The sequence below is a fragment of the Streptomyces sp. 2323.1 genome (assembly GCF_900221035.1).
In the GTDB taxonomy this organism is placed as follows: domain Bacteria; phylum Actinomycetota; class Actinomycetes; order Streptomycetales; family Streptomycetaceae; genus Streptomyces; species Streptomyces sioyaensis.
The window spans coordinates 7816741-7837820 of the sequence record NZ_LT907981.1; the positions used below are offsets into that span (position 1 = coordinate 7816741).

The 21080-nt window shown below is 69.5% G+C and carries 23 protein-coding genes and 4 pseudogenes; 9 read left to right on the forward strand and 18 right to left on the reverse strand.

Annotated elements, in window-relative coordinates; translation table 11 throughout:
* Window positions 1-201 precede the first annotated feature (201 nt).
* Window positions 202-1136, forward strand: a pseudogene (locus tag CPH93_RS33420) (diacylglycerol/lipid kinase family protein); the annotation flags it as partial.
* Window positions 1137-1478: 342 nt separating this feature from the next.
* On the opposite strand, the gene CPH93_RS33425 reads toward CPH93_RS33420, so the two are convergent.
* From CPH93_RS33425 to CPH93_RS33440, 4 genes and pseudogenes are all read right to left on the reverse strand, one after another.
* Complete coding sequence (locus CPH93_RS33425; RefSeq protein WP_096214999.1) at window positions 1479-2153, reverse strand: HdeD family acid-resistance protein; 675 nt, start codon at window positions 2151-2153, stop codon at window positions 1479-1481.
* Window positions 2110-2496: a hypothetical protein gene (locus CPH93_RS33430; RefSeq protein ID WP_096215000.1), complete on the reverse strand. Its 387-nt coding sequence runs from the start codon at window positions 2494-2496 to the stop codon at window positions 2110-2112. Before CPH93_RS33430 ends, CPH93_RS33425 begins: the two co-directional genes overlap by 44 nt.
* Before the next feature lie 62 nt (window positions 2497-2558).
* A pseudogene (locus CPH93_RS33435) lies at window positions 2559-2735 on the reverse strand (SDR family NAD(P)-dependent oxidoreductase); the annotation flags it as partial.
* 227 nt (window positions 2736-2962) lie between these two features.
* A complete protein-coding gene (locus CPH93_RS33440; RefSeq protein WP_096215001.1) occupies window positions 2963-4342 on the reverse strand; it encodes a DUF4118 domain-containing protein in 1380 nt (459 codons plus the stop codon).
* A gap of 56 nt (window positions 4343-4398) precedes the next feature.
* On the opposite strand from CPH93_RS33440, the pseudogene CPH93_RS33445 reads away from it, so the two are divergent.
* A pseudogene (locus tag CPH93_RS33445) lies at window positions 4399-4521 on the forward strand (RtcB family protein); the annotation flags it as partial.
* Here CPH93_RS33445 and CPH93_RS33450 read toward each other — a convergent pair.
* The gene (locus CPH93_RS33450; protein WP_159395098.1) at window positions 4496-5329 is read right to left on the reverse strand and encodes a recombinase family protein; all 834 of its coding nucleotides are present in this window, start codon (window positions 5327-5329) and stop codon (window positions 4496-4498) included. The pseudogene CPH93_RS33445 and the gene CPH93_RS33450 overlap by 26 nt on opposite strands.
* On the opposite strand from CPH93_RS33450, the gene CPH93_RS33455 reads away from it, so the two are divergent.
* Together CPH93_RS33455 and CPH93_RS33460 are read left to right on the forward strand one after the other, a co-directional pair.
* Window positions 5210-5827: a flavin reductase family protein gene (locus tag CPH93_RS33455; RefSeq protein ID WP_096215695.1), complete on the forward strand. Its 618-nt coding sequence runs from the start codon at window positions 5210-5212 to the stop codon at window positions 5825-5827. The genes CPH93_RS33450 and CPH93_RS33455 overlap by 120 nt on opposite strands.
* Window positions 5828-6222: 395 nt before the next feature.
* A complete protein-coding gene (locus CPH93_RS33460) occupies window positions 6223-7050 on the forward strand; it encodes an endonuclease/exonuclease/phosphatase family protein (RefSeq protein WP_231977505.1) in 828 nt (275 codons plus the stop codon).
* Window positions 7051-7066: 16 nt separating this feature from the next.
* Here CPH93_RS33460 and CPH93_RS33465 read toward each other — a convergent pair whose 3' ends face one another.
* The 4 genes from CPH93_RS33465 to CPH93_RS37375 form a co-directional block, all read right to left on the reverse strand.
* On the reverse strand, window positions 7067-7309 hold the full coding sequence (locus CPH93_RS33465) for a DUF2277 domain-containing protein (RefSeq protein WP_093481583.1): 243 nt from the start codon (window positions 7307-7309) through the stop codon (window positions 7067-7069).
* Between the two features lie 148 nt (window positions 7310-7457).
* Window positions 7458-8162, reverse strand: coding sequence for an alpha-ketoglutarate-dependent dioxygenase AlkB family protein (locus CPH93_RS33470; RefSeq protein WP_231977052.1), 705 nt, complete (start codon window positions 8160-8162; stop codon window positions 7458-7460).
* Window positions 8163-8173: 11 nt separating this feature from the next.
* Window positions 8174-8749, reverse strand: a complete 576-nt coding sequence (locus CPH93_RS33475; protein WP_096215003.1) for a hypothetical protein — start codon at window positions 8747-8749, stop codon at window positions 8174-8176.
* Window positions 8746-8868: a hypothetical protein gene (locus CPH93_RS37375; protein WP_256331917.1), complete on the reverse strand. Its 123-nt coding sequence runs from the start codon at window positions 8866-8868 to the stop codon at window positions 8746-8748. Before CPH93_RS37375 ends, CPH93_RS33475 begins: the two co-directional genes overlap by 4 nt.
* 159 nt (window positions 8869-9027) lie before the next feature.
* On the opposite strand from CPH93_RS37375, the pseudogene CPH93_RS33480 reads away from it, so the two are divergent.
* A pseudogene (locus tag CPH93_RS33480) lies at window positions 9028-9958 on the forward strand (IS5 family transposase).
* 35 nt (window positions 9959-9993) lie between these two features.
* On the opposite strand, the gene CPH93_RS33485 reads toward CPH93_RS33480, so the two are convergent.
* Window positions 9994-10371 (reverse strand): VOC family protein, encoded by a 378-nt coding sequence (locus CPH93_RS33485; RefSeq protein ID WP_096215004.1) that lies wholly within the window; start codon window positions 10369-10371, stop codon window positions 9994-9996.
* Window positions 10372-10531: 160 nt separating this feature from the next.
* Entirely contained in the window at window positions 10532-11050 is a 519-nt protein-coding gene (locus CPH93_RS33490) for a hypothetical protein (RefSeq protein ID WP_159395099.1), read from the reverse strand.
* Between CPH93_RS33490 and CPH93_RS35970 the strand changes: the two genes are divergently transcribed.
* On the forward strand, window positions 11037-11414 hold the full coding sequence (locus CPH93_RS35970) for a hypothetical protein (protein ID WP_159395100.1): 378 nt from the start codon (window positions 11037-11039) through the stop codon (window positions 11412-11414). The two genes, CPH93_RS33490 and CPH93_RS35970, sit on opposite strands and share 14 nt — an antisense overlap.
* A gap of 93 nt (window positions 11415-11507) precedes the next feature.
* Here the strand turns inward: CPH93_RS35970 and CPH93_RS33495 are convergent, their stop codons facing one another.
* Window positions 11508-11693 (reverse strand): hypothetical protein, encoded by a 186-nt coding sequence (locus tag CPH93_RS33495; protein ID WP_100315555.1) that lies wholly within the window; start codon window positions 11691-11693, stop codon window positions 11508-11510.
* A gap of 299 nt (window positions 11694-11992) precedes the next feature.
* Entirely contained in the window at window positions 11993-12370 is a 378-nt protein-coding gene (locus tag CPH93_RS33500) for a VOC family protein (RefSeq protein ID WP_096215007.1), read from the reverse strand.
* A 462-nt stretch (window positions 12371-12832) separates the two neighbouring features.
* Here CPH93_RS33500 and CPH93_RS33505 point away from each other — a divergent pair, with 462 nt between their 5' ends.
* Window positions 12833-13063 (forward strand): DUF6296 family protein, encoded by a 231-nt coding sequence (locus CPH93_RS33505; RefSeq protein ID WP_093481578.1) that lies wholly within the window; start codon window positions 12833-12835, stop codon window positions 13061-13063.
* 262 nt (window positions 13064-13325) lie between these two features.
* On the opposite strand, the gene CPH93_RS33510 is transcribed toward CPH93_RS33505, so the two are convergent.
* Both CPH93_RS33510 and CPH93_RS33515 read right to left on the reverse strand, forming a co-directional pair.
* Complete coding sequence (locus CPH93_RS33510; protein ID WP_159395101.1) at window positions 13326-13634, reverse strand: hypothetical protein; 309 nt, start codon at window positions 13632-13634, stop codon at window positions 13326-13328.
* A gap of 139 nt (window positions 13635-13773) precedes the next feature.
* On the reverse strand, window positions 13774-14472 hold the full coding sequence (locus tag CPH93_RS33515; protein WP_096215009.1) for an aspartate/glutamate racemase family protein: 699 nt from the start codon (window positions 14470-14472) through the stop codon (window positions 13774-13776).
* Between the two features lie 692 nt (window positions 14473-15164).
* Here CPH93_RS33515 and CPH93_RS33520 point away from each other — a divergent pair.
* Complete coding sequence (locus CPH93_RS33520; protein WP_096215010.1) at window positions 15165-15926, forward strand: chitinase; 762 nt, start codon at window positions 15165-15167, stop codon at window positions 15924-15926.
* Here the strand turns inward: CPH93_RS33520 and CPH93_RS33525 are convergent.
* Together CPH93_RS33525 and CPH93_RS33530 are read right to left on the reverse strand one after the other, a co-directional pair.
* Window positions 15862-16788 (reverse strand): alpha/beta fold hydrolase, encoded by a 927-nt coding sequence (locus CPH93_RS33525; RefSeq protein WP_093481574.1) that lies wholly within the window; start codon window positions 16786-16788, stop codon window positions 15862-15864. The genes CPH93_RS33520 and CPH93_RS33525 overlap by 65 nt on opposite strands.
* Window positions 16789-17090: 302 nt before the next feature.
* On the reverse strand, window positions 17091-18380 hold the full coding sequence (locus CPH93_RS33530; protein WP_096215011.1) for an ATP-binding protein: 1290 nt from the start codon (window positions 18378-18380) through the stop codon (window positions 17091-17093).
* Between the two features lie 243 nt (window positions 18381-18623).
* Here CPH93_RS33530 and CPH93_RS33535 point away from each other — a divergent pair, with 243 nt between their 5' ends.
* The gene (locus CPH93_RS33535; protein ID WP_096215696.1) at window positions 18624-19352 is read left to right on the forward strand and encodes a Mut7-C RNAse domain-containing protein; all 729 of its coding nucleotides are present in this window, start codon (window positions 18624-18626) and stop codon (window positions 19350-19352) included.
* 822 nt (window positions 19353-20174) lie between these two features.
* Here CPH93_RS33535 and CPH93_RS35975 read toward each other — a convergent pair.
* The gene (locus CPH93_RS35975; protein WP_159395102.1) at window positions 20175-21080 is read right to left on the reverse strand and encodes a hypothetical protein; all 906 of its coding nucleotides are present in this window, start codon (window positions 21078-21080) and stop codon (window positions 20175-20177) included.

Genomic DNA, 21080 nt, shown 5'->3' on the forward strand with positions numbered 1-21080 from the left:
CCGCCCGTGCGGCGCCGGTCCCTCGGTCGATGCAACCTGCCGACCGGCCCGGCTGTTCCCGGCGCGGCGGTGGCCTTCCAGGCTTCGGTTTTCCACGCGAACGAGGTACAGGCGCGAACTGCCCCAACTGCAGTTACAGGGCAAGGGCGTCGGCGGTCATGCGGGAGAGGATCGCGGTCGGTGCGGAGGAAGCAGGCACGGAATCCCCGTTCGGGAGGAGGAAAGGCGAGCCGGTTCCGCATCGCGGAAAAGGCCCGAGAGTTGGGGGCTCAGGTTCTCCTGCTCGATCCTTCCCGGCCCCAGGATCTGGCGGCTGTCGCCCGACGCGCGGTGGACGACGGCGCGGACCTGCTGGGGGTGGCCGGCGGAGACGGCACGCAGGCACTGGTCGCCGGGGTGGCCGCGAAGAGCGGTCTTCCCTTCCTGGTCGTCCCGGCCGGTACCCGCAACCACTTCGCGATAGACCTCGGGCTGGACCGTGAGGACCCTTCGACCGCGCTGGAGGCCCTCACAGACGGTGTCGAACTGCGCGTGGACCTCGGGTTCGCAGGCGAGCGGGTGTTCGTCAACAACGTGTCGTTCGGTGCGTACGCCGCCCTGGTGCAGGACCCGGCCTATCGGGACGACAAGATCGGCACCGTGGTGCGGATCCTCCCGGAATTCCTTGCCCGTCACGAGGGCCCGGAGCTGGTGGTACGGGCCGGGCTGCTCACTGTGGACCGGCCTGATGCCGTGCTGGTGAGCAACAACGCCTACCGGGTCGATGACCCGGCCGGACTTGGCAGGCGTGCGCAACTGGACTCCGGGCTCCTCGGGGTATTGGCCGCCAGGGCGGAGACGCCAGCTGAGACGGCGGCCCGGCTGCGGGGTGGCAGGCGCACGGCCTGACCAATCTGGCCACCTCTGAAGAGGTTGTCGTCGATGCCGACGTCCCGGTCGTCCCCGTCGGGCTGGACGGTGAAGCCGTCACCCTGCCGACTCCTGTGCGATGCCGGATCAGCCCCGGAACGCTACGGGTACGGGTTCCCCGCCATCGGCCGGTCGCCGCGCCCGCCGGGCGACCGCCAGACCGGGGCGCCATCCGGCGGGTGGCCTCGGCTGTCGGGCGAGCTGTTCACGGCCGTCACCCCGGCTGACCGGAACCGAACCGGGCACAGCGCGGACTTCCCGGGTCACCACGTGTGCACCCAGCGCGCGGCTCTGGCTGGCGACGCGCTGCGCTGCAAGTTTCAGACGCAACGGACAGCTGCGCGATCAGTCGCGATCATGGTGGACGACGGTGATCTGGGAATGGTGCCGAGCGGCCGACGGACGTCCGAGCGAGCGTTGCCCCACGTCGCAGCGCGTTCGCTTCGCGGTCGTCCGCGGCCGTGCGGCGGCGGCACCGCGTAGGGATGTCTGCCCGTCTGGGCGGTCGGCTGTTCACAGGTGACCAGCCGACCGAACGGGCGGCCGGCCGGCTGATCCGGCTCCGGTGATCAGTGCTGCGGGTGCGGACGGTGGAACAGGGGGCGCCGCTGGGCGGCGGGGGCCGGAGCGAGACGGCCGACTTCGACACGGAACATGATGGCCCGGGCCACCTCGGTCAGCCCCAGGACGATGGCCATGACGCCCACCACCAGGGTGAGTGCCGCGATCGAGGCGAACGGCGAGACGATCAGCACGATGCCCGCCAAAGCGCTGATGAGGCCGAAGGCCACGTGCCAGCCTCGCGCCGGCATGTCCTGGGCAGAGACAGCCGCAGCCGTCTCCATGGTGCCGCGCAGCAGCCAGCTGAAGCCGATCCACAGGGCAAGCAGCAGGATCGACTCCAGGGCGCTTCGGAAGCAGATCAACCCCAGCAGGATGGCGAGCGCGCCTGTGAGGAAATGCAGCACCCGAAGATGCCGGGGCACGTGCGTACCGAAGGCGCCGGCCAGCTCGAAGACGCCGGTTGCCAGCAGATAGACACCGAACAGCACGCCGAGGACGCGCAGTGTTGCGTCTGGCCAGACCAGAGCGATGACGCCCAGGGCTGTGGTGGCCAGGCCCATGGTGAGCAGGATCTGCCAGCCCACGTTCGCCAGGAAGGCCATGCCTTCGGCCGGGCGCGCGTTCTGCGGCGTGGTGCTACCCGAGGAAGCGGGGCCTGGGGCCCCGGAAGGGGATGTCATGACGCTGCCTCCTTCTGTTGAGCAGCGTGGTCAGGTCATACACGTCCATCGTCACCCGCTCGGCTCCGCGTCGCCCGGCGGAGACGGAGCCTGCGGCCGTGATCCGCTGCGGGCACTGGTGAGGTGCGTCCGTTGGGCCCGAGCTCCGGGCATGCCTGGTGTAGCCGTTGACCCCGTGGGCGATGAGCAGAGTATCCCCGTAGGGCACGGCATCGGGGTCGTTGGCGGCTACTTCCACGCCGCGCAGGCGGCCCGCGTGGGCTGGGCACTCGATCACCGCTTTGTACTTGTACAGCTCTTTCTCGTCCTCCTTGTGGAGCCGTCGGCGGGCGCGCTTGGACATGGGCGTACGGGCCTTTCGATCTGGGGTGGTTGTCCGGGGCGCTCGTCAGGCGGCGGCGTTCTTCAGACGCTGTGGCCGACGAGTTGGTCGGCGAGTTTGTTGAGGCGCCTGACGGTGCGTTCCTCCGTCGCGGCCTGGGCGGGCTCGACGCGCTGGTCGCGGTCGTAGTAGGCGCCGTTGACGATCTCGGTGGCCGGGTCGCAGAGGCGTACGACATGGGCGGCGCCCTCGGCCGCGGACACGATCACTGTTGTGGCGGACCCCGGGCGAGTCGCGCCCCGTCTCCCCGGCGGATGTTGACGAAACCGTGCGAACCGTTGTGTTCTGCGCCTTGTCGCTGCTGTCCATGGTGAGCGTCGTGGTGCTGGCTGTCATCGGCCGGCGGCGCAGGGCATGAATCGACCCACCTGCCCCCGAATTGGGCTACGCGACCGTTGAACGGGCCCAGGAGGTGGCCCTGCGAGATCTACTGCGCACCGGCTACCGCAATGAGTGGGGATGACGGATACCTCAACGTGGACCCCGAGGCCTTCGACAGCATCTCCCGCGCCCGCGCGGCCCGTACTGCGGGGGGAGAGAGGGACTGCAGGCCGAGGCTTTCGGTAACGAGGGTCGGTGGCGGTTCGCGGAGACCGTCATCGAGTTCGGCGGCGGCGAGGGTGTCCGCCCCCGCGGCACCTCCGGTGATCCGCCCCCGGGAATGCGCCAGCCCCAGCTCGGCCGCACACGCGGCAAGCACACGCCGGTCCTCCGTACTCAGCCCGGAACCGCGCGCGGCCAGCGTGAGATTCTCATCCACAACGCTTTCCACATCCGCCTCATAGGGCTTCTCGGGCGGCCGTTCCCCGGCGCTGGCGACGACGTACCACCGAGGCTCGGGGGATGCCTCGGGGTCCCTCTCCAGCAGGCTGACCGCCGTCAGGCCGAAGTTCTCCCGGATCTGCTCGATCAACGCCGCCAATTCCTGGCCGCCCATCATGGCCGTGGCCAGGCGGCTCAGAGCACGGGCCTCCGATGTGGCACGGATCGCCTGATGTGTACGTTGCGCGGCCTCTCCCGCAGCCGTGCCGACGAGAGCGGCAGTGGTGATGAAGACAACGAGCGCGATGATCTCGTTGGGTCGCTCCATGGCCAGTGAGTGCACAGGCATCGTGAAGTAGTAATCGGCGAGCAGCGCCGAGGCGACGGCGGCGAACAGCGCGGGGTAGAGCCCGCCGATGAGGGCCACCACGACCACAGCCAGGAGATAGATCACCAGGTCGCTGCAGAGATCGAGTTGACTGCGCAGCGCCGTCAGCAGGAGCGTCAGCAGCGGAAGCAGCAGCACCGTGCCGGCCAGCGCGGACCAGTACCGTCGCGGACCCGTGCCACGGCTGGGGTGCGGGAGTCTCGGCGCCACGGCCCCGGCGGCCTCCTCGTGGGTGACGATGTGCACGTCGATGGGGCCGGACCCCTTGATCGTCCGTTCTCCCGTACCCGCTCGCAGCGCGGCGGCCAGACGACCGTGCCGGCTCGCCCCCAGCACGATCTGGGTGACGTTCTCCGCCTCGGCGAACTGGAGCAGCGCTTCGACGACGTCCTCGCCGGACGTCTGGTGATAGCTGCCGCCCAAGGACTCCAGGAGGGTGCGCTGGGCGTCCAGCGCGGCCGGGTCGACGTCGGTCAGCCCGTCCTCCGGTACGGCATGGAGGCCCAGCAGCTCCGTCCCGGGTGTGCGGGCGCTGATCCGTGCCGCGCGGCGGATCAGTGTCTCCCCCTCGGGCCCGCCGCTCAGGCCCACCAGGATGCGCTCCCGCGTTTCCCAGGGAGCGGAGATGCCGTGCTGGGCCCGGTAGCGCGGCACCATGCGCACTCACCTGACGGGCCTGCCAGCAGGAAGATGCCGAAGGTCAGATGAGGACCGTCGAGTACCGTCCTGGCGTGATCAGCTGCCATCACAACTATGTCAGTGAAGAGCGGTATGACGGGATGCATCTGCTGGTTACCCGTAAGGGGGCCATCAGCGCGGGCTCGAGGGAGTGCGGGCGACGCGGCGGGCGGTGTCTTCGGAGGACTTGAGCGCCATCACGCACATCATGCGGGCCATGTGGCGGTCGCTGTCGTTGATGAGGTTCATGCGGCCGCCGGTGGCTCCGGTGACCGGTCGCTTGACGTACTCGACGATGTCGATGAGGTCTTCGAGGTCTCGAGGCTGGCGTACGAGCCGGTCGAGGTCGTAGAAGATCACGCCGTCGATGACACCGTTGGCCAGGTCGGCCAGGAGCTGGCGGAACTCGGGGCGCAGGACGATCCAGTCGATGGAGCCGTCTGGCTTGATGACCTTGCGCTTCTTGAAGGCCGAGGTGTCGTTTTCCCGGTACACCTTGGCGATGGAACCCCAGCGCAGGCGGGCGCGGGTGTCTTCGGCGTCTTCGAGCTGGCGGTCGACACCGGTTTCGAGGCCGAACCGGTCGGAGGAGATGCGCAGGTAGGCGCCGGGGCGTTTGAGGGCGTAGGCCGCCAGGTGGTCATGGAGGTTGAGGGTGACCTGGCCGCCGCAGGAATGGGCGGGGACCTCGAGTCCTCCCAGACAGTGGTTGCTGCTGTGGGCACGGTGTCGGCTCCTGGTGCTCGGTGGCTCCCGATACCGGGCACTTTCCGCCGAACTCAGGGGTTTGGTGGTGCCGTGGATCCGCTGTACGATCCGCGGCCGCCTGTGTGGATACTGATCTCCATGCGCATTGACTTCGATCCCGCTGAGATGTCCCGCAACGAGTTCTACAAGCTCCTGACCGCGACGGTGGTGCCGCGGCCGATCGCCTGGGTGTCCACGGTCTCGGCGGACGGGGTTCATAACCTCGCCCCGCACTCCTTCTTCACGATCGCCAGTGTCGCACCGCCCGTCGTGCAGTTCAGCTCCGTCGGGCGCAAGGACACCTTGCACAACGTCGAGGCGACCGGTCAGTTCGTGGTGAACTTTGCGCCGGAGGGGCTCTTCGAGCAGATCAATGACACGGGTACCGACTTTCCGCACGGGGTGAGTGAGTTCGAGGCGGCCGGGATCGCCACCGAGCCGAGCCTGCGGGTCAAGCCGCCGCGCGTGGCGGCCTCGCCGGTGGCGTTGGAGTGCGAGGTGCACAGCACGCTGAGGATCGGCGACGGCACCGTCGTCTTCGGGCGCGTGGTGCATGCGGCCGTCTCAGAAGACGTACTGGTCGACGGGCACCCCGAGATTTCCCGGCTGAAGCCCTTGTCGCGGCTGGGGAAGGACGAGTGGGCCGCGGTCTCCGGAGTACGCGAGATCTCCCGCATCCGGCATGCGGACTGGCGGGGGCCGGCGGGCGACCGGTAGAGGGCGTCGAGAGCGGACGGTCTGCAGGGGACAGGGGACAGGGGACAGGGGACAGGGGACAGGGGACAGCGGCCGAGGGAGGACAGGCGATCGTCTGCCCCCTTGGCCCCTCGCCCCCTTCCCCAGCGTTTCAAGTCAATTGGTCCGTCGGCCACTTGGGGAATGTGGCGGGGTTCGGGACTGGGCCGTCATGGTTGTCGTTGCAATGGTGTCAGTGGTGTAGGTGCCTGCCCGCGCAATGGATGACTGGAGTCGCTGTGACTGCTCTTCCTCCCGCGTCGTTCCACGCTTCACCTGATTCCTCCGGTTCGGGCTCGGGCTCCGGGGCCGGGCCCTCGCAGGTCAGCCGGCGGAGTGCGGTTCGGGCGGTGGCCGCCACTGCGGTTGCCGGGGCGATGGCGGCCGCCGCGTACGAGCCGACGCCTGCGTATGCGGCCGGAGGCGGGCGGGCGCTGCGGGTCATGACCTTCAATCTGCGGTACGCCTCGGACGCCCGGCCGCACTCCTGGGCGGAGCGCCGCCCCGTGATGCGGGCCTTGCTCCGCCGGGAGGTCCCGCACGTGCTCGGGACGCAGGAGGGGCTGTACGGGCAGGTGCGGGATATCGCGCAGGACCTCGGGCCGCACTACGCCTGGGTGGGAACGGGACGGGCCGGCGGAAGCAAGGACGAATTCGCGGCCGTCTTTTATGACCTGCGAAGGCTTGAGCCGGTTGAATACGACCATTTCTGGCTGTCCGGCACTCCGTATCTGATCGGGTCGACGACCTGGGGAAATACCGTCATTCGGATGGCGACCTGGGTGCGATTCCGGGAGCTGCGGACGGAGCGCGAATTCTATGTGCTCAATACGCATCTCGATCACGCGCATCAGTACGCGCGAGAGCGGTCCGCCGCTCTGATCACCGAACGGCTGGCTGGACTGGACCCCACGCTGCCCCGGATCGTCACGGGCGATTTCAATGTCGCCGCGCACAAGAATTCCGTGTACGACGCGATGCTCGGTGGCGGATCACTCGTCGACAGCTGGGACGCGGCCGATGAGCGCAGCCCGCAGTACGCCACCTTTCACGGCTACCGGCCGCTGGTACCGGACGGGGACCGGGTCGACTGGATCCTCACCTCGCCGGGAATGCGCTGCCGGCGCGCCACGATCAATACGTATTCCGCGCACGGTCAGTATCCGAGCGATCACCTGCCGGTTCAGGCGCTGCTCGAATGGTGAGGACGCCGGCCCTGCCCTAAGCGGTGTCCGAGTGCGGACTGCGGCGGGCCGCGGAGCCGCGGATCTGCAGGCCGTCGAGGAGTTCCCGGGTCGCGGCCGTCACGGCGTCCACGGCCTGGTCGAACACTTCCCGGTTGTGAGCGGCCGGGGCGTGGAATCCGGAGACCTTGCGGACGTACTGCAAGGCCGCCGCCCGGATGTCCTCGTCATGGACCTCGGGGGTGGCGGGCGGACGGAGCGTCTTGATGCTGCGGCACATGTGTCCAGTGTGCCGCGTGATCCCGGGGGTGTGGGATGGGTCCGGTGTGCCGTGTGGGCCGGCGCTATCCGGTGGGTCCGGCGGGGCCGGTCTGCCGCGTGAGCCCGGCGATGAGGGGCGGGTCCGGTCTGCCGTCGAGGGCCGGGTGCTATCCGTCGAGGCCGGTCACCCGCATCGTGATGTTGAGGCGCCCGCTGGACAGGCCGGACGCCGGATCGCCGGTGCCCGGCCGGACCTTGGTCACTCCGTGGTAGGCGAAGCGGGACGGCCCGCCGAAGACGAAGAGATCACCGGAGGCCAGCTCGATGTCGGTGTAGGGCTTGGTGCGCGTCTCGGTGTTGCCGAACCGGAAGACACAGGTGTCGCCGATGCTGAGCGAGACGACCGGGGCGGGGGAGCGCTCTTCCTTGTCCTGATGCATGCCGAGCTTCGCCTGGCCGTCATAGAAGTTGATCAGTGCGGTGTCCGGTGTGTAGCCGTTGCCGGCGGTGGCGTCCTGGTGGGCCTCGACCAGTGCGCGACGGCCCAACTCGACCATCCAGTCGGGGAACGGGGCCACCCGGGCCCCGTTCACATCATCGGCGGTGCGGGTGTACGCGTACGGCTGCCAGTGCCAGCCGATGCACACGGTCTGGACGGACATCACGCCCCCGCGCGGGAGCTTGGTGTGACGGATCGGGGCCGGACCACGCGCCCAGCCCCGGCAGGCGGCGACGAGCTCGCGCTGCTGGGCCAGGGGCAGCCAGCCGGGGACGTGGATGGCGCCGGGGGCGACTTCTCGGCGGAGTGCACGGGCCGCGGCGGTCTCCACGAAGCCCCCGACGTCCTCGAAGCCGGGAAGTGGGCTGCTCATGTGCTCCTGCCTCATCGCTGACTTCTTACAGCGTGCCACGGCGGTGCGTCGTCGCCCGAGGGGCCGGTGGCCCGCTGGACGACCCAGCCGCGGTCGACGGCCCAGGTGCCGCCGTCCGCGTCGGCGCCCCGCATGCCCTGGAGCGTCGCCCGGCCTGCCAGGGCGGGTACGCGGGAGTCGCCGAGCGCCGCGAAGCCGTACGTGCGTGCCGGGTCCCAGCCGGTGCTGTGCCGCAGCCGGCGGCTCATCTGGGCCCAGCCGAGCGGCGCGGCCGCCACCACCCAGGCATCCGGTTCCCCGGCGGTGAAGCGGCCGGCCGCCCGGAGCCAGGACGCGGCGGACTCCGGCCAGTCGACCACGGCCACGACCGGCAGCCGGCCGAGCGCCCGCCACCCTTCGATGAAGGCCGCCGCGGCCGAACGCGACGCAGCGTCCCGGCTGTGCCCGACCACCACGGTGGAGATACGGGCACGGGGCGAGACCATGAGGTCCAGCAGAGCGGCGAGTTCGGCGTCGGTGTGCGCAGCGGGGGAGGGGAGGGGCCCGTACGCGGCCGCCTCCGCCCGGGAGAGAAGGGGAGAGGTCATCGGCTGACCAGCAGCCCACCAGCGGCGCCGCCGGAAGCGATGTCGCTCGTGGTGGCGGTGGTATTCGTCCCGGGAGTGGTCATGGCGCGTCCGTCCTCGGTCGTGTGCGTTGCTCTCACGCTTCGAGTCTGCGGGTACGGGCACCGCTTCGGCTGGCGGAAATCGGACGGCTTGGTCTGGTGGGCCGTTGGCCGGTTGCCCGGCCGGGGTGCGGTGATCGGAGTGCGTGTAGTCCCGCTAGGCGGTGCCTCTTCGATCAGTAGCTCGTTGCTCTGGTCATGCTCAGCAGAGGGGATCTGACCGACGATGAGTGGGCGGTGCTGGAGCCGCTGCTGCCCACGAGCAACCATCGGTGCGGCCGGTGGCGGGACCACCGGCAGGTGATCAACGGGATCACTCACCGGCTCAGCACTGGCTGCCAGTGGCGCAAGCTGCCAGCACACTTCGGTCCTTGGCAGACCGTCCACAAGCGGCACCAGCTCTGGTCGGCCGACGGCACCTGGGAACGGTTGCTCCAGTACGTCCAGGCTCTGGCCGACGCCGCCGGAGACATCGCTGGGACGTCAACGTGGATTCCACCTCGGTGCGTGCGCACCAGCATGCTGCCGGGGCCCCGAAGAAGGCCCCACCTGCACCGCCCACCGCCTCAAAAAGGGTGGCGGAAAGATCAGTTCACGTGCGCGCGCAATTGCGCGCCCTGCTGGCGGAGGCGGTGCGGCAGGCGAAGGGCTCGGCCGCTCCCGCGGCGGGCTGACGACCAAGCTCCACCTCGCCGCAGAGGGCAAGTGCCGTCCGCTGTCGCTGGTCATCACGCCAGGCCAGCGGGCGGACTGCACCCAGTTCGAGAAGGTACTGGACAAGATCCGGGTGCCTCGCACCAGATCGGGGCGCCCGCGTTGCACGCCCGACAGCGTGGGCGCCGACAAGGCGTACAGCAACCGCGGAATCCGCGCTTACCTGCGCCGACGGAGCATACGGCATGTGATCCCGGAGAAGAGGGACCAGCAGGTCGGGCGCCGACGCCGAAGTTCGTTCGGTGGCCGGCCTCCGGGATTCGACTCCGCCCGGTACATGCAACGCAACACCGTCGAGCGGGCGATCAACAAGCTGAAGCAGTTCCGGGCCGTTGCCACCCGCTATGACAAGCGTGGATACGTCTACCTCGGCACCGTCACCGCTGCTGCCCTCCTCATCTGGCTCCGGTCGTGATCGCGTACGGGAGCTGTGGATCGGGCTATCCGCTTTCAGTGCCGGACCAGGCAGAACGGATGCCCTGCAGGGTCGGCATAGATACGCCAGCCCCGCTCGCCGGAACCGCCTTCCAACACCGTCGCCCCCAGGGCCAGCACCTGCTCCTGGGCCCGGTCCAAGTCCGTTACACCGAAGTCCAGATGGAACTGCTGGGGCCGGGACGGGTCGGGCCACACGGGCGGGGAGTAGTCCGCTGCCCGTTGGAAGGCGAGGACGAGGCCGGACGGCGTGTGCAACGTCGTCCAGCTGTCATCGAGTGACCATCGCCGATCTTGCTGATTCAAGGCCCCACCGAGCAGCGACTGGTAAAACTCGGCAAGTTCCAGCGGATCGGAACAGTCCAGCACCACACACTGCAGGTCAGCGATCATGAGCCGATCCTAGGCGGCCGCCGAGAGCGGCTGCCTTCGACTCCCAAGATCGAAGAGACACCGCCTAGGTCTAAAACTGACGGACGCTATTGACAGGTGGATTTCGGTCACGTCGTGAGCGCGCAGGGCTGCCGGCTGGGCGCGACACCCTGCTCGGGTCTCAGGGGTGGTAGTGCTCGGCGATCCGGGTTGCCACGCCGCCCTCAGCGGTGACCCGAACCTCGACGGAGCCCATATGGGCCGCCTTCTCCAACTGCTCCTCGGTGCACGGGGAGGTGCCGTAACCGCTGCTGTCCACGGTGACGTTGCCGTTTGACGCGCAGATCGTCGCTGCGCCAAGGGTCTTGGTATCGGAGCCGACGAAGAACGCTTGCTCGGTCCCGGACGCCGGCGTCACGGTGAGCTTGCCGGAAGCCAGATACTTGAGGACGCCGGTCCAGGTGCCGTTTCCTCCTTTGCCGCGGGACGCCGATCCGGAACCGTCCGCAGCACCGGAACCCGCCGTCGATCCGGTGTCCGTACCGGCCCCGCTCGTGGGGCTGCCGCCACCTGTCTTGTCGCCGTTTGCCCCGGCGCTTTGCCCGCCGCTTTTCTCGGTCTCGTGCGACTTCCGTCCCGTGTCCGCGTCTTCGTTGGCTGCGGCATTGCCGAGGGCGGCCGCCTCCTTGGACCGGTTCACGGGGTCGGGGCTCGTCGAGACCTTGGTGCTGGGCTTGGGACTGTTCTGGCCGGTGCCGCAGGCGGTCAACGAGACGGCGGCGACGGCGATCAGCGAAGCGGCAACGATCGTGCGTCCACGGCGGAGGGCGGGAGGTAAGGCGGTGCTGGTGCTGGTGCTGGTGCTGGTGCTGGTGGCGCCGGTGGCGGTTGCGGTTGCGGTGGAGTCGATGTCGGTCTCGGGGTCCTTCTTCCAGGACATGAGAATCCCCCTTGCGTGCACGCTGCCGCTCCGCATTCAGGATTCCGGTGGAATCGTGGCGTCGCTGCGCTGGCTTCGGCGTTGGCTGTGCCGATGGTCGTCGGCGTTCGTACCGCTTCGGTGAGCGGGACTGCATCAGCTTGGTGCCGATGGCTGCCGATCCACTAACGCACCACTAACGCGCCTGCCACGTACACCCATTCACGCTGACCTTGGGCTACGCCGCCTCGACGACCTCCGCGCGCACCGCCATCGTCCAGATCTCCAGCAACACCGCATACTCCGCCATGTCCTGCGCCGACCACGCCAGTCCGCGCCGGGCGCGGACGAATCGGCGAATCGATTCGTTCGCCTCGGCGGCGGGAACGGGGACATCCGTGTGGGCAGAAGGAGTTGGGGACATATAAGCCATGCTAGGGGCAGACACTGACAACGCGATCCCACGCGCATCGGCCCTCCGCCCGCATTCGCCGCCCGCACCCCCGCCCTTACGCCGCCTCAACTTCCTGACCAGCCAGGATCGTCGGCCGCTCGATACGCCCTCGCTACCTGCATGTGTCCATTCCCACACGCTCCGCGATCATCGAGGGCGCAGGGCGGGTCCCGGCGACGGCAGCTGCCGCCCATCAAGGCCCGACCGCCGACGCCCCGCCCTCAGCTCCTGCCCCAGCAGTCAACGCCGCGCCCTCAACACCCCACCCCTCAATGGAGAAAGAGGCACAACGGGTGTCCCGCCGGATCGAGCAACACCCGGACATCGTCCTGAGGCTGGAAATCGGCGCGTGTCGCCCCCGCCGCGACCGCATACGCCTCGGCCTCATCAAGGTCATCGACCCGGATGTCGAGATGCAGCATCTTCTGCTGTTCCCCGGGTCGTTCCGGCCACACCGGGGCCTGATAGCCCGGCTCGGACTGGAACGAGAGCCCGGTGCCCCCGTCCGGGTGTCTGACGAGTACCCAGTCCGGCTCGCTGTAGGTCACCTTCCACCCGAGCAGCCGCCGGTAGAAGTCCGCGAGCGCATGCGCATCCGGGCAGTCCAGGACCACCGTCGCTAGCGAAAACCGAGGTCTCCCGGCCACCTTCACTCCTCTCGCCGCGATGTCGTGCCGACAGATCCTTCCCTCGTCGCTGCATCCGCAGCATGTGAGGCCTCTCGTCTGCCCGCCCGGGGCGCGAGGAGCGCGATGACCGCGCCGGCCAGGTCCGCCGGTCCGCCGGTCCGCCGTTGTCAGTGGTGCCCCGTACCGTGGCTCTCGTAACTATCCGAGCTGCTGGCGCTTCTCGGACCCGCCCCGCTCCCGTGACAGCGCACGGGGGCGGGGCACACCTCCGAAGCGACGGCGGGGCACACCTTCGAAGCCACAATGGATGTGGATGTGGATGTGGATGTGGATGTCGATGTGCCCGCCTCCTCTCCTCCCTCATGAGGCGAGGCGGGCGGGAGTGGGTGAGGATGGAAGGGCCGAGGTGCAGCGGCGGGCGTACAGCGGCGTGGGGAGCGCCGCCCACAGCACCTGCCGAGTCGTATTCGGGAGGCCACGATGGATTACCCGGAAAGCTATGAGCTGGTATTTCAAGCTCCCGCTGTGGAGGACGACGTGGTGATCGTCCGTCGTACCGAGCGGGCAGGAGCCGGCGGGTATCCGGTCTACGAGGATGAATCAGGGATCGTACGCGCAGAGATCAGCGACCGGGGCGAGGTCCGCATGCTGGCCAGCGGCGGACACCAGATGCTCAAGACACCGATGCTGGCGCGGCCACTCACTCCGTGAGCCGCGGGCTTCTCAGCTGCTGTACGACCTCCGTCGACCCTTCACGCTGCGTGGATGGTCGATAGCGGCATGTTCCGAGTGTGGAGCCGCATGACGCTGAGGTGCCCGGCCTGCCCGGCCCGTGGCGATGCTCGGCGGTGGAGGTCGCCTGGCGTCCATGACTCTCTGTATGACGCCCGCGACTCTTCGTGGGTCGGTGCTTCTCTCTCATGGGTCATCGCTTCTCTTGAGGGGCGCTACTTGCCGTCGCGCCGGCCCCCCCTCAGAGGCTGCGGAGATGACCTCGCCGCTTGGGCGTCCGCCCCTCGTCCCGCCGCGGGGCGTTCTCGCTGCCGTCGCTGCCGTCGCTGCCGTCGCTGCCGTCGCTGCCGTCGCTGCCGTCGTTGGCCTCGTTGGGCGCGTCAGCCTCATTGACCTCGCTGTTTCCGGTGTCTTCGGTCGCGGCGTCAGGCTCGGAATTCGGCTCGGGGGTGGCGGCGTGTCCTTCGAGTACGGCCATGGCGCGTTCCAGCGTCTCACCGGTGACTTGCATCCGGATCCTGGCCAGTCGTTCTAACTCGGTACTCGACACCACGTCAGCGTACCTGTCGCGCCTTCAAACCTGCTCACAGCCCAAGAATCTGTGTGCAGAGGGGAGTTGATGGTCGTGGCACCCTTCCACTTGGTCGGGTGGCGGACTGCTGGACCTATCGGACTTACCGGACTCGCAACTACGGGGAGTCGGCGAGCGCGCGGGCGACGGCAGCTTCGGCATGCAGTCGTGTGGTCGGAAATACCGGGACCGGGCTGTGTTCCGGCTTGATGAGCAGCTCGATCTCGGTGCAGCCCAGCACGATGCCCTCGACCCCGGCGGTGACCAGGTCCCTGATGATGGCCATCAATGACTGCCGGGACTCTTCACGGACGATGCCCTGGCACAGCTCCTCGTAGATCGTGCGATGGACGATGCTTCGTCCGGCGGCATCCGGGACCCGCACCTCCAGCCCATGACTTTCGAGCCGGTTGCGGTAGAAGTCCTGCTCCATGGTGAAGGCGGTGCCCAGCAGCCCGATGCGGCGCAGGCCGCTGTCACGTACGGCATCCGCGGTGGTGTCGGCGAGGTGTAGTAGCGGGACGGTGACGGCGGCGGCCACCTGGCCGGCGACCTTGTGCATGGTGTTGGTGCAGAGCAGCAGTATGTCGGCGCCGGCTGCTTCCAGTGCCCTGGCGGCTTCGGCGAGTACCTCGGCTGCCTGCTCCCAGCGCCCTTCGGTCTGTAGTCGTTCGATCTCCGCGAAGTCCACGGAGTAGAGCACACAGCGCGAGGAGTGCAGGCCGCCCAGACGCTCCCGCGTCAATTCGTTGAGCAGCCGGTAGTACTCCGCCGTCGACTCCCAGCTCATGCCTCCGAGCAGCCCGATCGTCTTCATGCGGGCACTATGGCACGGGGTCGGAGGCGAAGCCGGGGCTTGCTGGGGCTGCTATGCCGCGTCCCGCTCCCGGTTCTGCCCGGTCGGTCCGGCTATGGCTGGGAAGGTCCGCCGGACGTTGTCGAAGGGGGTCGGCTGGACGGCGGTAGCGGCCCCGGTAGTCGATTGGGTGAAGAGCTGGAGGGCAGGCGGTTGACCCCGGATCGCTGCACCAGAAGTGCGTCGGGGCGAGGCGGGTCTGAAGGATGCCTCGACGACGTGCTGCCGCCGCGGGGGTCTGACAACGGCCCGGTGTCAAGGGTGGTGGACGCGGTGGTCCTCACCGGAGCGGGCGCCGGTGAATCGCTGAATCGATGCATTGGTATGGACATGCTCAAGTGGCGCCCCATAGCCTGGAGTTGGTCTAGACCGCGGGTCGGATCGCCGCCCCTACCGCAGTTGCCCGTGGCTGTGCCGCCTGATCAACCTGCGCTCCAACCTCGTTGGCGCAGTGATCCCGCTCCGTGCGTACAACAGCAGGTGCTGCGACTACCCGTAACGCCGCTCCAAGTGCCGGTACCTGCAAGCGCGTTGCTCCGTCCCTCCGGCCTCCCCGCCCCGTAACGCGTCGCCCCATCGAGTTCGGCGGCGCGCCCCACACACACACCGCGGGCCCTCCCACCCGAGGAGCATCGCGTGAAGGAGACATCGCCATGCGATCACGTATCGCCGCCCTGCTGAGCGCCGCCACGGTCACCCTGGGCATGGCACTCGCCGTACCGACATCGACCGCGGCCGCCGCGGTGCGCTGCTCTCATTGCGCCGTGGATCCGGCGCGCGCCGACGCGCGAGCCGAGGGGTTCGTAGTCAGCGAGGCGCAGTTCAACCAGATGTTCCCGAACCGGAATTCGTTCTACACCTACAGCGGTCTGACGGCGGCACTCAGCGCGTATCCCGAGTTTGCGAACACCGGGAGCGACACCGTACGGCGCCAGGAAGCCGCGGCCTTCCTCGCGAACGTCAGCCATGAGACCGGTGGCCTGGTGTACGTGGTGGAGCAGAACACCGCGAACTATCCCCACTACTGCGACGCCACCCAACCCTATGGGTGCCCGGCAGGTCAGGCCGCGTACTACGGGCGGGGGCCGCTGCAGCTCAGCTGGAACTTCAACTACCAGGCGGCGGGCGAGGCGCTCGGCATCGATCTGCTGCACAACCCCTCTCTGGTGGAGCAGGACGCCGCCGTCGCCTGGAAGACCGCCCTCTGGTACTGGAACACGCAAACCGGACCGGGCACCATGACGCCGCACCAAGCGATGGTCAGTGGCGCCGGATTCGGTGAGACCATCCGCAGCATCAACGGCTCGCTCGAATGCAACGGCGGCAACCCCGGCCAGGTGCAGAGCCGGATCAACAGCTATCAGAGCTTTGTGCAGATCCTGGGGACCGCACCTGGCGGCAACTTGAGCTGCTGACACGGTGTGCGTGCGGAACGGAGCGGTCGAGGAACGAGCCGACGGTCCGGGCGAACTGCACGGGGTCGTCGAGCCATGGGTAGTGGCCGCCGCCTGCCTGGACGCACAGTTCGGCCCCGGGGAGCAGCTGCGCCGTGGCAGCGGCAACGTGGGGACGCGGACCGCCGTCCAGTTCGCCCGCCAGCACCAGCACCGGCGCGCTCAGGGAGGCGAGCGCGGAGCGGGTGGCGGCAGGGTCGAAAGCGCCGGAAGCCGCATAGATCTCTGCGGCCTCCTCGTTGGTCTGCTCCACTTCGGATGCGGCGTGCGCTTGCGCGGTCGCGTCCCAACGGCCGTAGAAGAACGGGGTGCCGGCGTCCCACTCGGCGTCGGTCGCGGTGCCGGCCCAGATGGCTTGGTAGGCCTGGTGTGCGGAGTCGAACCATGGCTCGGCCGCGCGCAGGGCGGCCGCCTCCATGCGGTGCTCATGGGTGTAGTCGAGACCGAGGGCGCGGGCCCGGGAAGCGACCAGGGTGAGCGTCCGTATGTGCTCGGGATGTCGGGCCGCATAGAGGAGGGCGAGATCGCCGGCCGCGGAGTGAGCGAGCACGTCGATGCGGTCCCTGCCGAGGTGCCGGCGCAGCGCTTCGACATCGGCGACCTGCCGGTCGCAGCGGTAGCCGGCCGGGTCCGCGGGTATGCCGGAGTCGCCGGTGCCCCGCAGATCGAGCAGGACCAACTGCCGGTGTGCCGACAGTCCACCGAGGTCACCGAGGTAGGCGGAGGCGCGCATGGGACCGCCGGGCAGGCAGAGGAGCGGCTCGCCCTCACCTATGACGTGAAAGGCGAGCTCGGTCCCGTCGAGTGCGGAGAAGGCAGGCATGGCGTCATCCTCATGACCGCTGGACGGTCACGGCAAGGGGTTTACGTCCGTTGCGCGGCGCGGGGGACGCGGCGTCGGTCACTCCGGTGCGGACCGCCGCTCCGTACGCGTGCCGAGCACCGTCGCGTACGTGTGCTAACCGCTGCCCTGAGCCCCGACCGTCGCTTCCGTACGAGCGCGGACGGTCGCCCCGTACGAGCGCCGACCGCGGTCGCGTACGAGTGCCGACCGCCGCCCCGTACGAGCCGGACCACTGCCCGGGTACGAGTGCCCACCACCGCCCCACCCCAGCGCACCCGCCATCAGCAGCGCGCATGGGCCGTGATGTCCGCACCGAATTCGTCGAGCATCGCGGGGGTGACCGTGGGCCGGCACCGGGCGAGGGCGGCGAGATAGTCCTCGGTGCTTGCCCCGAGCCGCCCACGCGCCCCCGCGCCCACCCCGATCGCCTCCAGGTCCCGCTCGAAGGAAGCCTGCGCGGCCACCCGGGCGGCGTGCTCGATATCGGCCGGGGTGAACAGCTCGCTGGCCGCCACCAGCGCCGCGATGTCCACATCGGCCCGGCCGTCCGTGTACCGGGACCAGATCGCCGACCGTGCCGCCGGGTCGGGCGTGCCGATCGGGATCACGTAGTCGAACCGGCCGGGGCGCAGGAACGCCGGGTCGAGCGACCGAAGGGAATTGGTCGCGCACACCAGTAGCCGCTCGTCCCGCTCCCGGAATCCGGGTATCAGCTTGAGCAGCTCATTGGTCACGCCGTGCAGCCCGCCCGGCTGCGCGGGTTCGCCGCGGACCGGGGCGATCTCCTCGACCTCGTCGATGAAGACGAGGACCCGCTCCAGCTCCGCGATCCCTGCGAAGGCGCTGCGCAGGGCCGCCGCCAGATTTCCCCCATCGGCCAGCCGGGACGGAAGCAGCTCGACGAACGGCCAGCCGAGCCGGGCGGCGATGCCCCGGGCGAAGGTGGTCTTCCCGGTGCCCGGCGGGCCGAAGAGGGCGATCGCCCGCGGCGGCCATACGCCGTGCCGGGCAGCTCGCTCCGGCTCCGCCAGCGGCAGCACGACCCGTCGCTCGATGAGATCCTTCTCCGCTTCCATGCCGGCCACCTTGGCCCACAGGTCGGCGGGCAGAAACCGCCCGCCGAGGTCCTCCAGGAGGCCGGCCGCGGGCCCGTGATGCGGCTCCACCTTCTCGAAGTAGGCCACCGCGGGCTGCCGGGTGTAGCCCGCATTGAGCAGTCCCTCCCCGAGGAGGTCTTCCTCCGGGAGCACATAGGCGATCCGGCTCACCCGGGCGGCGATCAGCCGCCGCTCCAGCTCCACCAGCAGCGCACTCGCCAGTCCCCGGCCGCGCCAGGACGAGGAGATCGCGATCCGCATCACCCAGCCCCGCTCACCCGCCACACACGCGAGCGCCGCCCCGATGGGAGCGCCCTGGTGGACGGCCACCACGGCGGGCTGCCGAGAGGTCAGCGCACCGATGCACTCCGCGAGGGAGAAGACGGACTCCTGGCCGAGGCCGGCCGTGGAGTCGATCAGATGGACCACCTCGGCGAGATCGTTCTCGCGGTAGTCGTGGATGAGCCAGTTCACCGGTACCGCCCCTCATTGGTGATGGTGGTGATGTGGTGGCAGCGAGGCTAGGGGCGGCGGGGGATCGGGTCCTGCTCCACCGCGCACAATCCGGGGCGCGGACCGCTACGGTCCGTCCGTAGCCAGATCCGTCGCGGCTGCGATCGAGCCGTCGAGCCGGAGTGCCGGCGGGTCGCTCCTCCAGGCTCCGACCGCCGGGAATCCGCTGGCCGGGCCGGCCCGGCCGATGACATGCTGTCCGGCGTGAACGGTCCTGAGATCCCCTTCGTCTTCGCCCCTGAGCTGCACCTTTTCGTTGGAGCGGCGCACTCCACCGCCGCCGGTGCGCCCGTGGTGACCGACGGTTCCTCGACGCTCGGCCATGTCGTCGAATCGCTCGGCGTCCCGCTCACCGAAGTCGGACGGCTGGTCGTGAACGGTGCCGAGGTTCCCGTATCCCATGTCCCGCGGGCGGGCGAGAGCGTCGAGGTGTACGCCGTCGAGCGCCCCCAGCGGATCCCCGGTGCGCCGCTGCGGTTCCTGCTCGACGTTCACCTCGGCACCCTGGCGCGCAGGCTGCGGCTGCTCGGCGTCGACGCGGCGTACACGAATGAGGACCCCGGCGACGCCGCACTGGCGGCGCTCTCGGCGAAGGAGCAACGCGTACTGCTCTCACGGGACCGGGGACTGCTGCAACGGCGCGAGATCTGGGCGGGCGCGTTCATCTACAGCGACCGGCCCGATGACCAACTCCGGGACGTACTGGGCCGGTTCGCGCCCGAGCTCGCACCCTGGACGCGCTGCACCGCATGCAACGGCCCGCTCACGGACGCCGACAAGGACTCGGTCCGTGAGCACCTTGAACACGGCACGCAGCGGACGTACGACGTCTTCGCCCAGTGCACGGCATGCGGGCGCGTCTACTGGCGAGGGGCGCACCACTCCCGGCTGGAAGCGATCGTCGAAAAGGCCCTCCGGGACAACGCCACCTGAGCCGGCGCGACCGTCCGCCGATGTTTCATGTGAAACACAGAACCGCCTGTCGGAGCGGCCCTTCGGGTGTAGGAATCCCTCCATCCGAGTGAGCGTGGCAGGCCTTTCGTGTACTCGTGGCCCGGTCATCATCCCCGCATCAGCCCGGCACGGACGGCAGAAGAGACGGCCGCCGGCCTTGCTGACGCGCGCCTGTGTGTCGAGTCCCGCGGCACCGTGTGGCGGTTCATCGCGTGCCCGCCGAATGACGAGGATCGGGTCGTCGACCGTCCGCCGAACGGCGCGCCCGTGGAGGGGTGTTACGCCATCACGCTGCGGAATTGCCCTTTGTGTCATTGCTGTGCCCGCGGTGCGCCCCTCGCCGGCCGGCCTGCCGGCCCCACGACACGCCAGCCCCGCCGGCTCCCCACCGCACGCCAGCCCCACCGCGTACGCCGGATCTGACGGAGCCTCGTGCGGAGCCGCCCCGCCCCGACCCATCGCAGGGCCGTCAGGGGCGTCGGTGTGTCCCGGGCGACCCCGCTCGCGACGCTCGTTCAGCACCGAATGACTCCGCTCTGACGGCCCGTCGAGCCCCTTTAGCCCACTCGTTACGCGACACGCCGACGACGCGCGCCGTCCAACGGGTGAATCCGCAGCCTTCCGCCACCCGAAGAGCCCAGGGGGTACCTCGAATGCGACGTTCTCCGGTGGTGCGAGGCCGCAATCCGGCTGACGGTGATCACGTCGCCACTGCGATCCGATGAGCCGACAAAGAGTCAGCCTTCGCAGTTGCGCCGAAAGGAACATGTCCCCATGCGCACTGCTCGCACCCTGTTCGCTTCAGCCGCCATTACGGCGGTGCTCGCAATCACTGCCCCTGCTGCGAACGCCATGATCACGGAGGACATTGCCGCGGACAGTGGTTCTTCCTCCAGCAACCACGACCACGACCGGAACGGCGACCGCGACCGCGGCCGCGGCGACCGTGACCGCGACCGCGGCCGCGGTGACCGCGACCGTGACCACTGCCGTGACGGCCGCGGCGGCGACCGTGACCGCGGCCGTGGCGGTGACCGTGACCGGGACCGTGGCCGTGACGGCCGCGGCGACCGTGACCGGGACCGTGGCCGCGACGGCCGCGACGGCCGCGACGGCCGCGACGGCCGCGACGGCCGTGACCGCGACCGGGACCGTGGCCGCGGCGACCGTGACCGCGACCGCGGCCACGACGGCCGCTGTGACCGCATGCCCAGCGGTGGCGTGCACACCGGTGGTGGCGCCATGGCCAAGGTCATCGTCGCTGACTGGGACCAGGGCAGCGGCTACGGCGACGACCACGGCCGTGGCGGCCGTGACGGCGGCCGTGACGGCGGCCGTGACCGCGACCATGGTCGCGGCGGAGACCGGGACCACGGCCGCGGTGGCTACGGCGACCGTGACCGCGACCACGGCCGTGGTGGCTACGGCGACCACGACGGTGGCGACCACCAGCGGCCGCACGGTGGCATCCACACCGGTGGCGGTGGCATGGCGACCGGTGGCGGTCTGGCTGCCGGCTCCGTGCTGATGCTGGGTGGTCTCGGCGCCGGCGCCTACATGCTGCGCCGTCGCAACGGCGCCTCTGTGGCCTGATCCGGCTGCTCCGTTACGGAGGCCGCTCTGCTGTCGCGGCCACCGCTCCTCGTGGACGGTGGCCGCGGCGCATTCGTTACCGCCGTTGCACAGCCCTCGCGCCGTCCCGTTCAT

Coding starts and splice junctions, on each gene's coding strand:
- CPH93_RS33425 (WP_096214999.1), bottom strand. CDS start 2,153: ATGACATCCCCTTCCGGGGCCCCAGGCCCCGCTTCCTCGGGTAGCACC.
- CPH93_RS33430 (WP_096215000.1), bottom strand. CDS start 2,496: ATGTCCAAGCGCGCCCGCCGACGGCTCCACAAGGAGGACGAGAAAGAG.
- CPH93_RS33440 (WP_096215001.1), bottom strand. CDS start 4,342: ATGGTGCCGCGCTACCGGGCCCAGCACGGCATCTCCGCTCCCTGGGAA.
- CPH93_RS33455 (WP_096215695.1), top strand. CDS start 5,210: ATGCGCATTGACTTCGATCCCGCTGAGATGTCCCGCAACGAGTTCTAC.
- CPH93_RS33450 (WP_159395098.1), bottom strand. CDS start 5,329: ATGAACCCCGTCCGCCGAGACCGTGGACACCCAGGCGATCGGCCGCGG.
- CPH93_RS33460 (WP_231977505.1), top strand. CDS start 6,223: ATGGCGGCCGCCGCGTACGAGCCGACGCCTGCGTATGCGGCCGGAGGC.
- CPH93_RS33465 (WP_093481583.1), bottom strand. CDS start 7,309: ATGTGCCGCAGCATCAAGACGCTCCGTCCGCCCGCCACCCCCGAGGTC.
- CPH93_RS33470 (WP_231977052.1), bottom strand. CDS start 8,162: ATGAGCAGCCCACTTCCCGGCTTCGAGGACGTCGGGGGCTTCGTGGAG.
- CPH93_RS33475 (WP_096215003.1), bottom strand. CDS start 8,749: ATGACCTCTCCCCTTCTCTCCCGGGCGGAGGCGGCCGCGTACGGGCCC.
- CPH93_RS33485 (WP_096215004.1), bottom strand. CDS start 10,371: ATGATCGCTGACCTGCAGTGTGTGGTGCTGGACTGTTCCGATCCGCTG.
- CPH93_RS33495 (WP_100315555.1), bottom strand. CDS start 11,693: ATGTCCCCAACTCCTTCTGCCCACACGGATGTCCCCGTTCCCGCCGCC.
- CPH93_RS33505 (WP_093481578.1), top strand. CDS start 12,833: ATGGATTACCCGGAAAGCTATGAGCTGGTATTTCAAGCTCCCGCTGTG.
- CPH93_RS33515 (WP_096215009.1), bottom strand. CDS start 14,472: ATGAAGACGATCGGGCTGCTCGGAGGCATGAGCTGGGAGTCGACGGCG.
- CPH93_RS33520 (WP_096215010.1), top strand. CDS start 15,165: ATGCGATCACGTATCGCCGCCCTGCTGAGCGCCGCCACGGTCACCCTG.
- CPH93_RS33525 (WP_093481574.1), bottom strand. CDS start 16,788: ATGCCTGCCTTCTCCGCACTCGACGGGACCGAGCTCGCCTTTCACGTC.
- CPH93_RS35975 (WP_159395102.1), bottom strand. CDS start 21,080: ATGAACGGGACGGCGCGAGGGCTGTGCAACGGCGGTAACGAATGCGCC.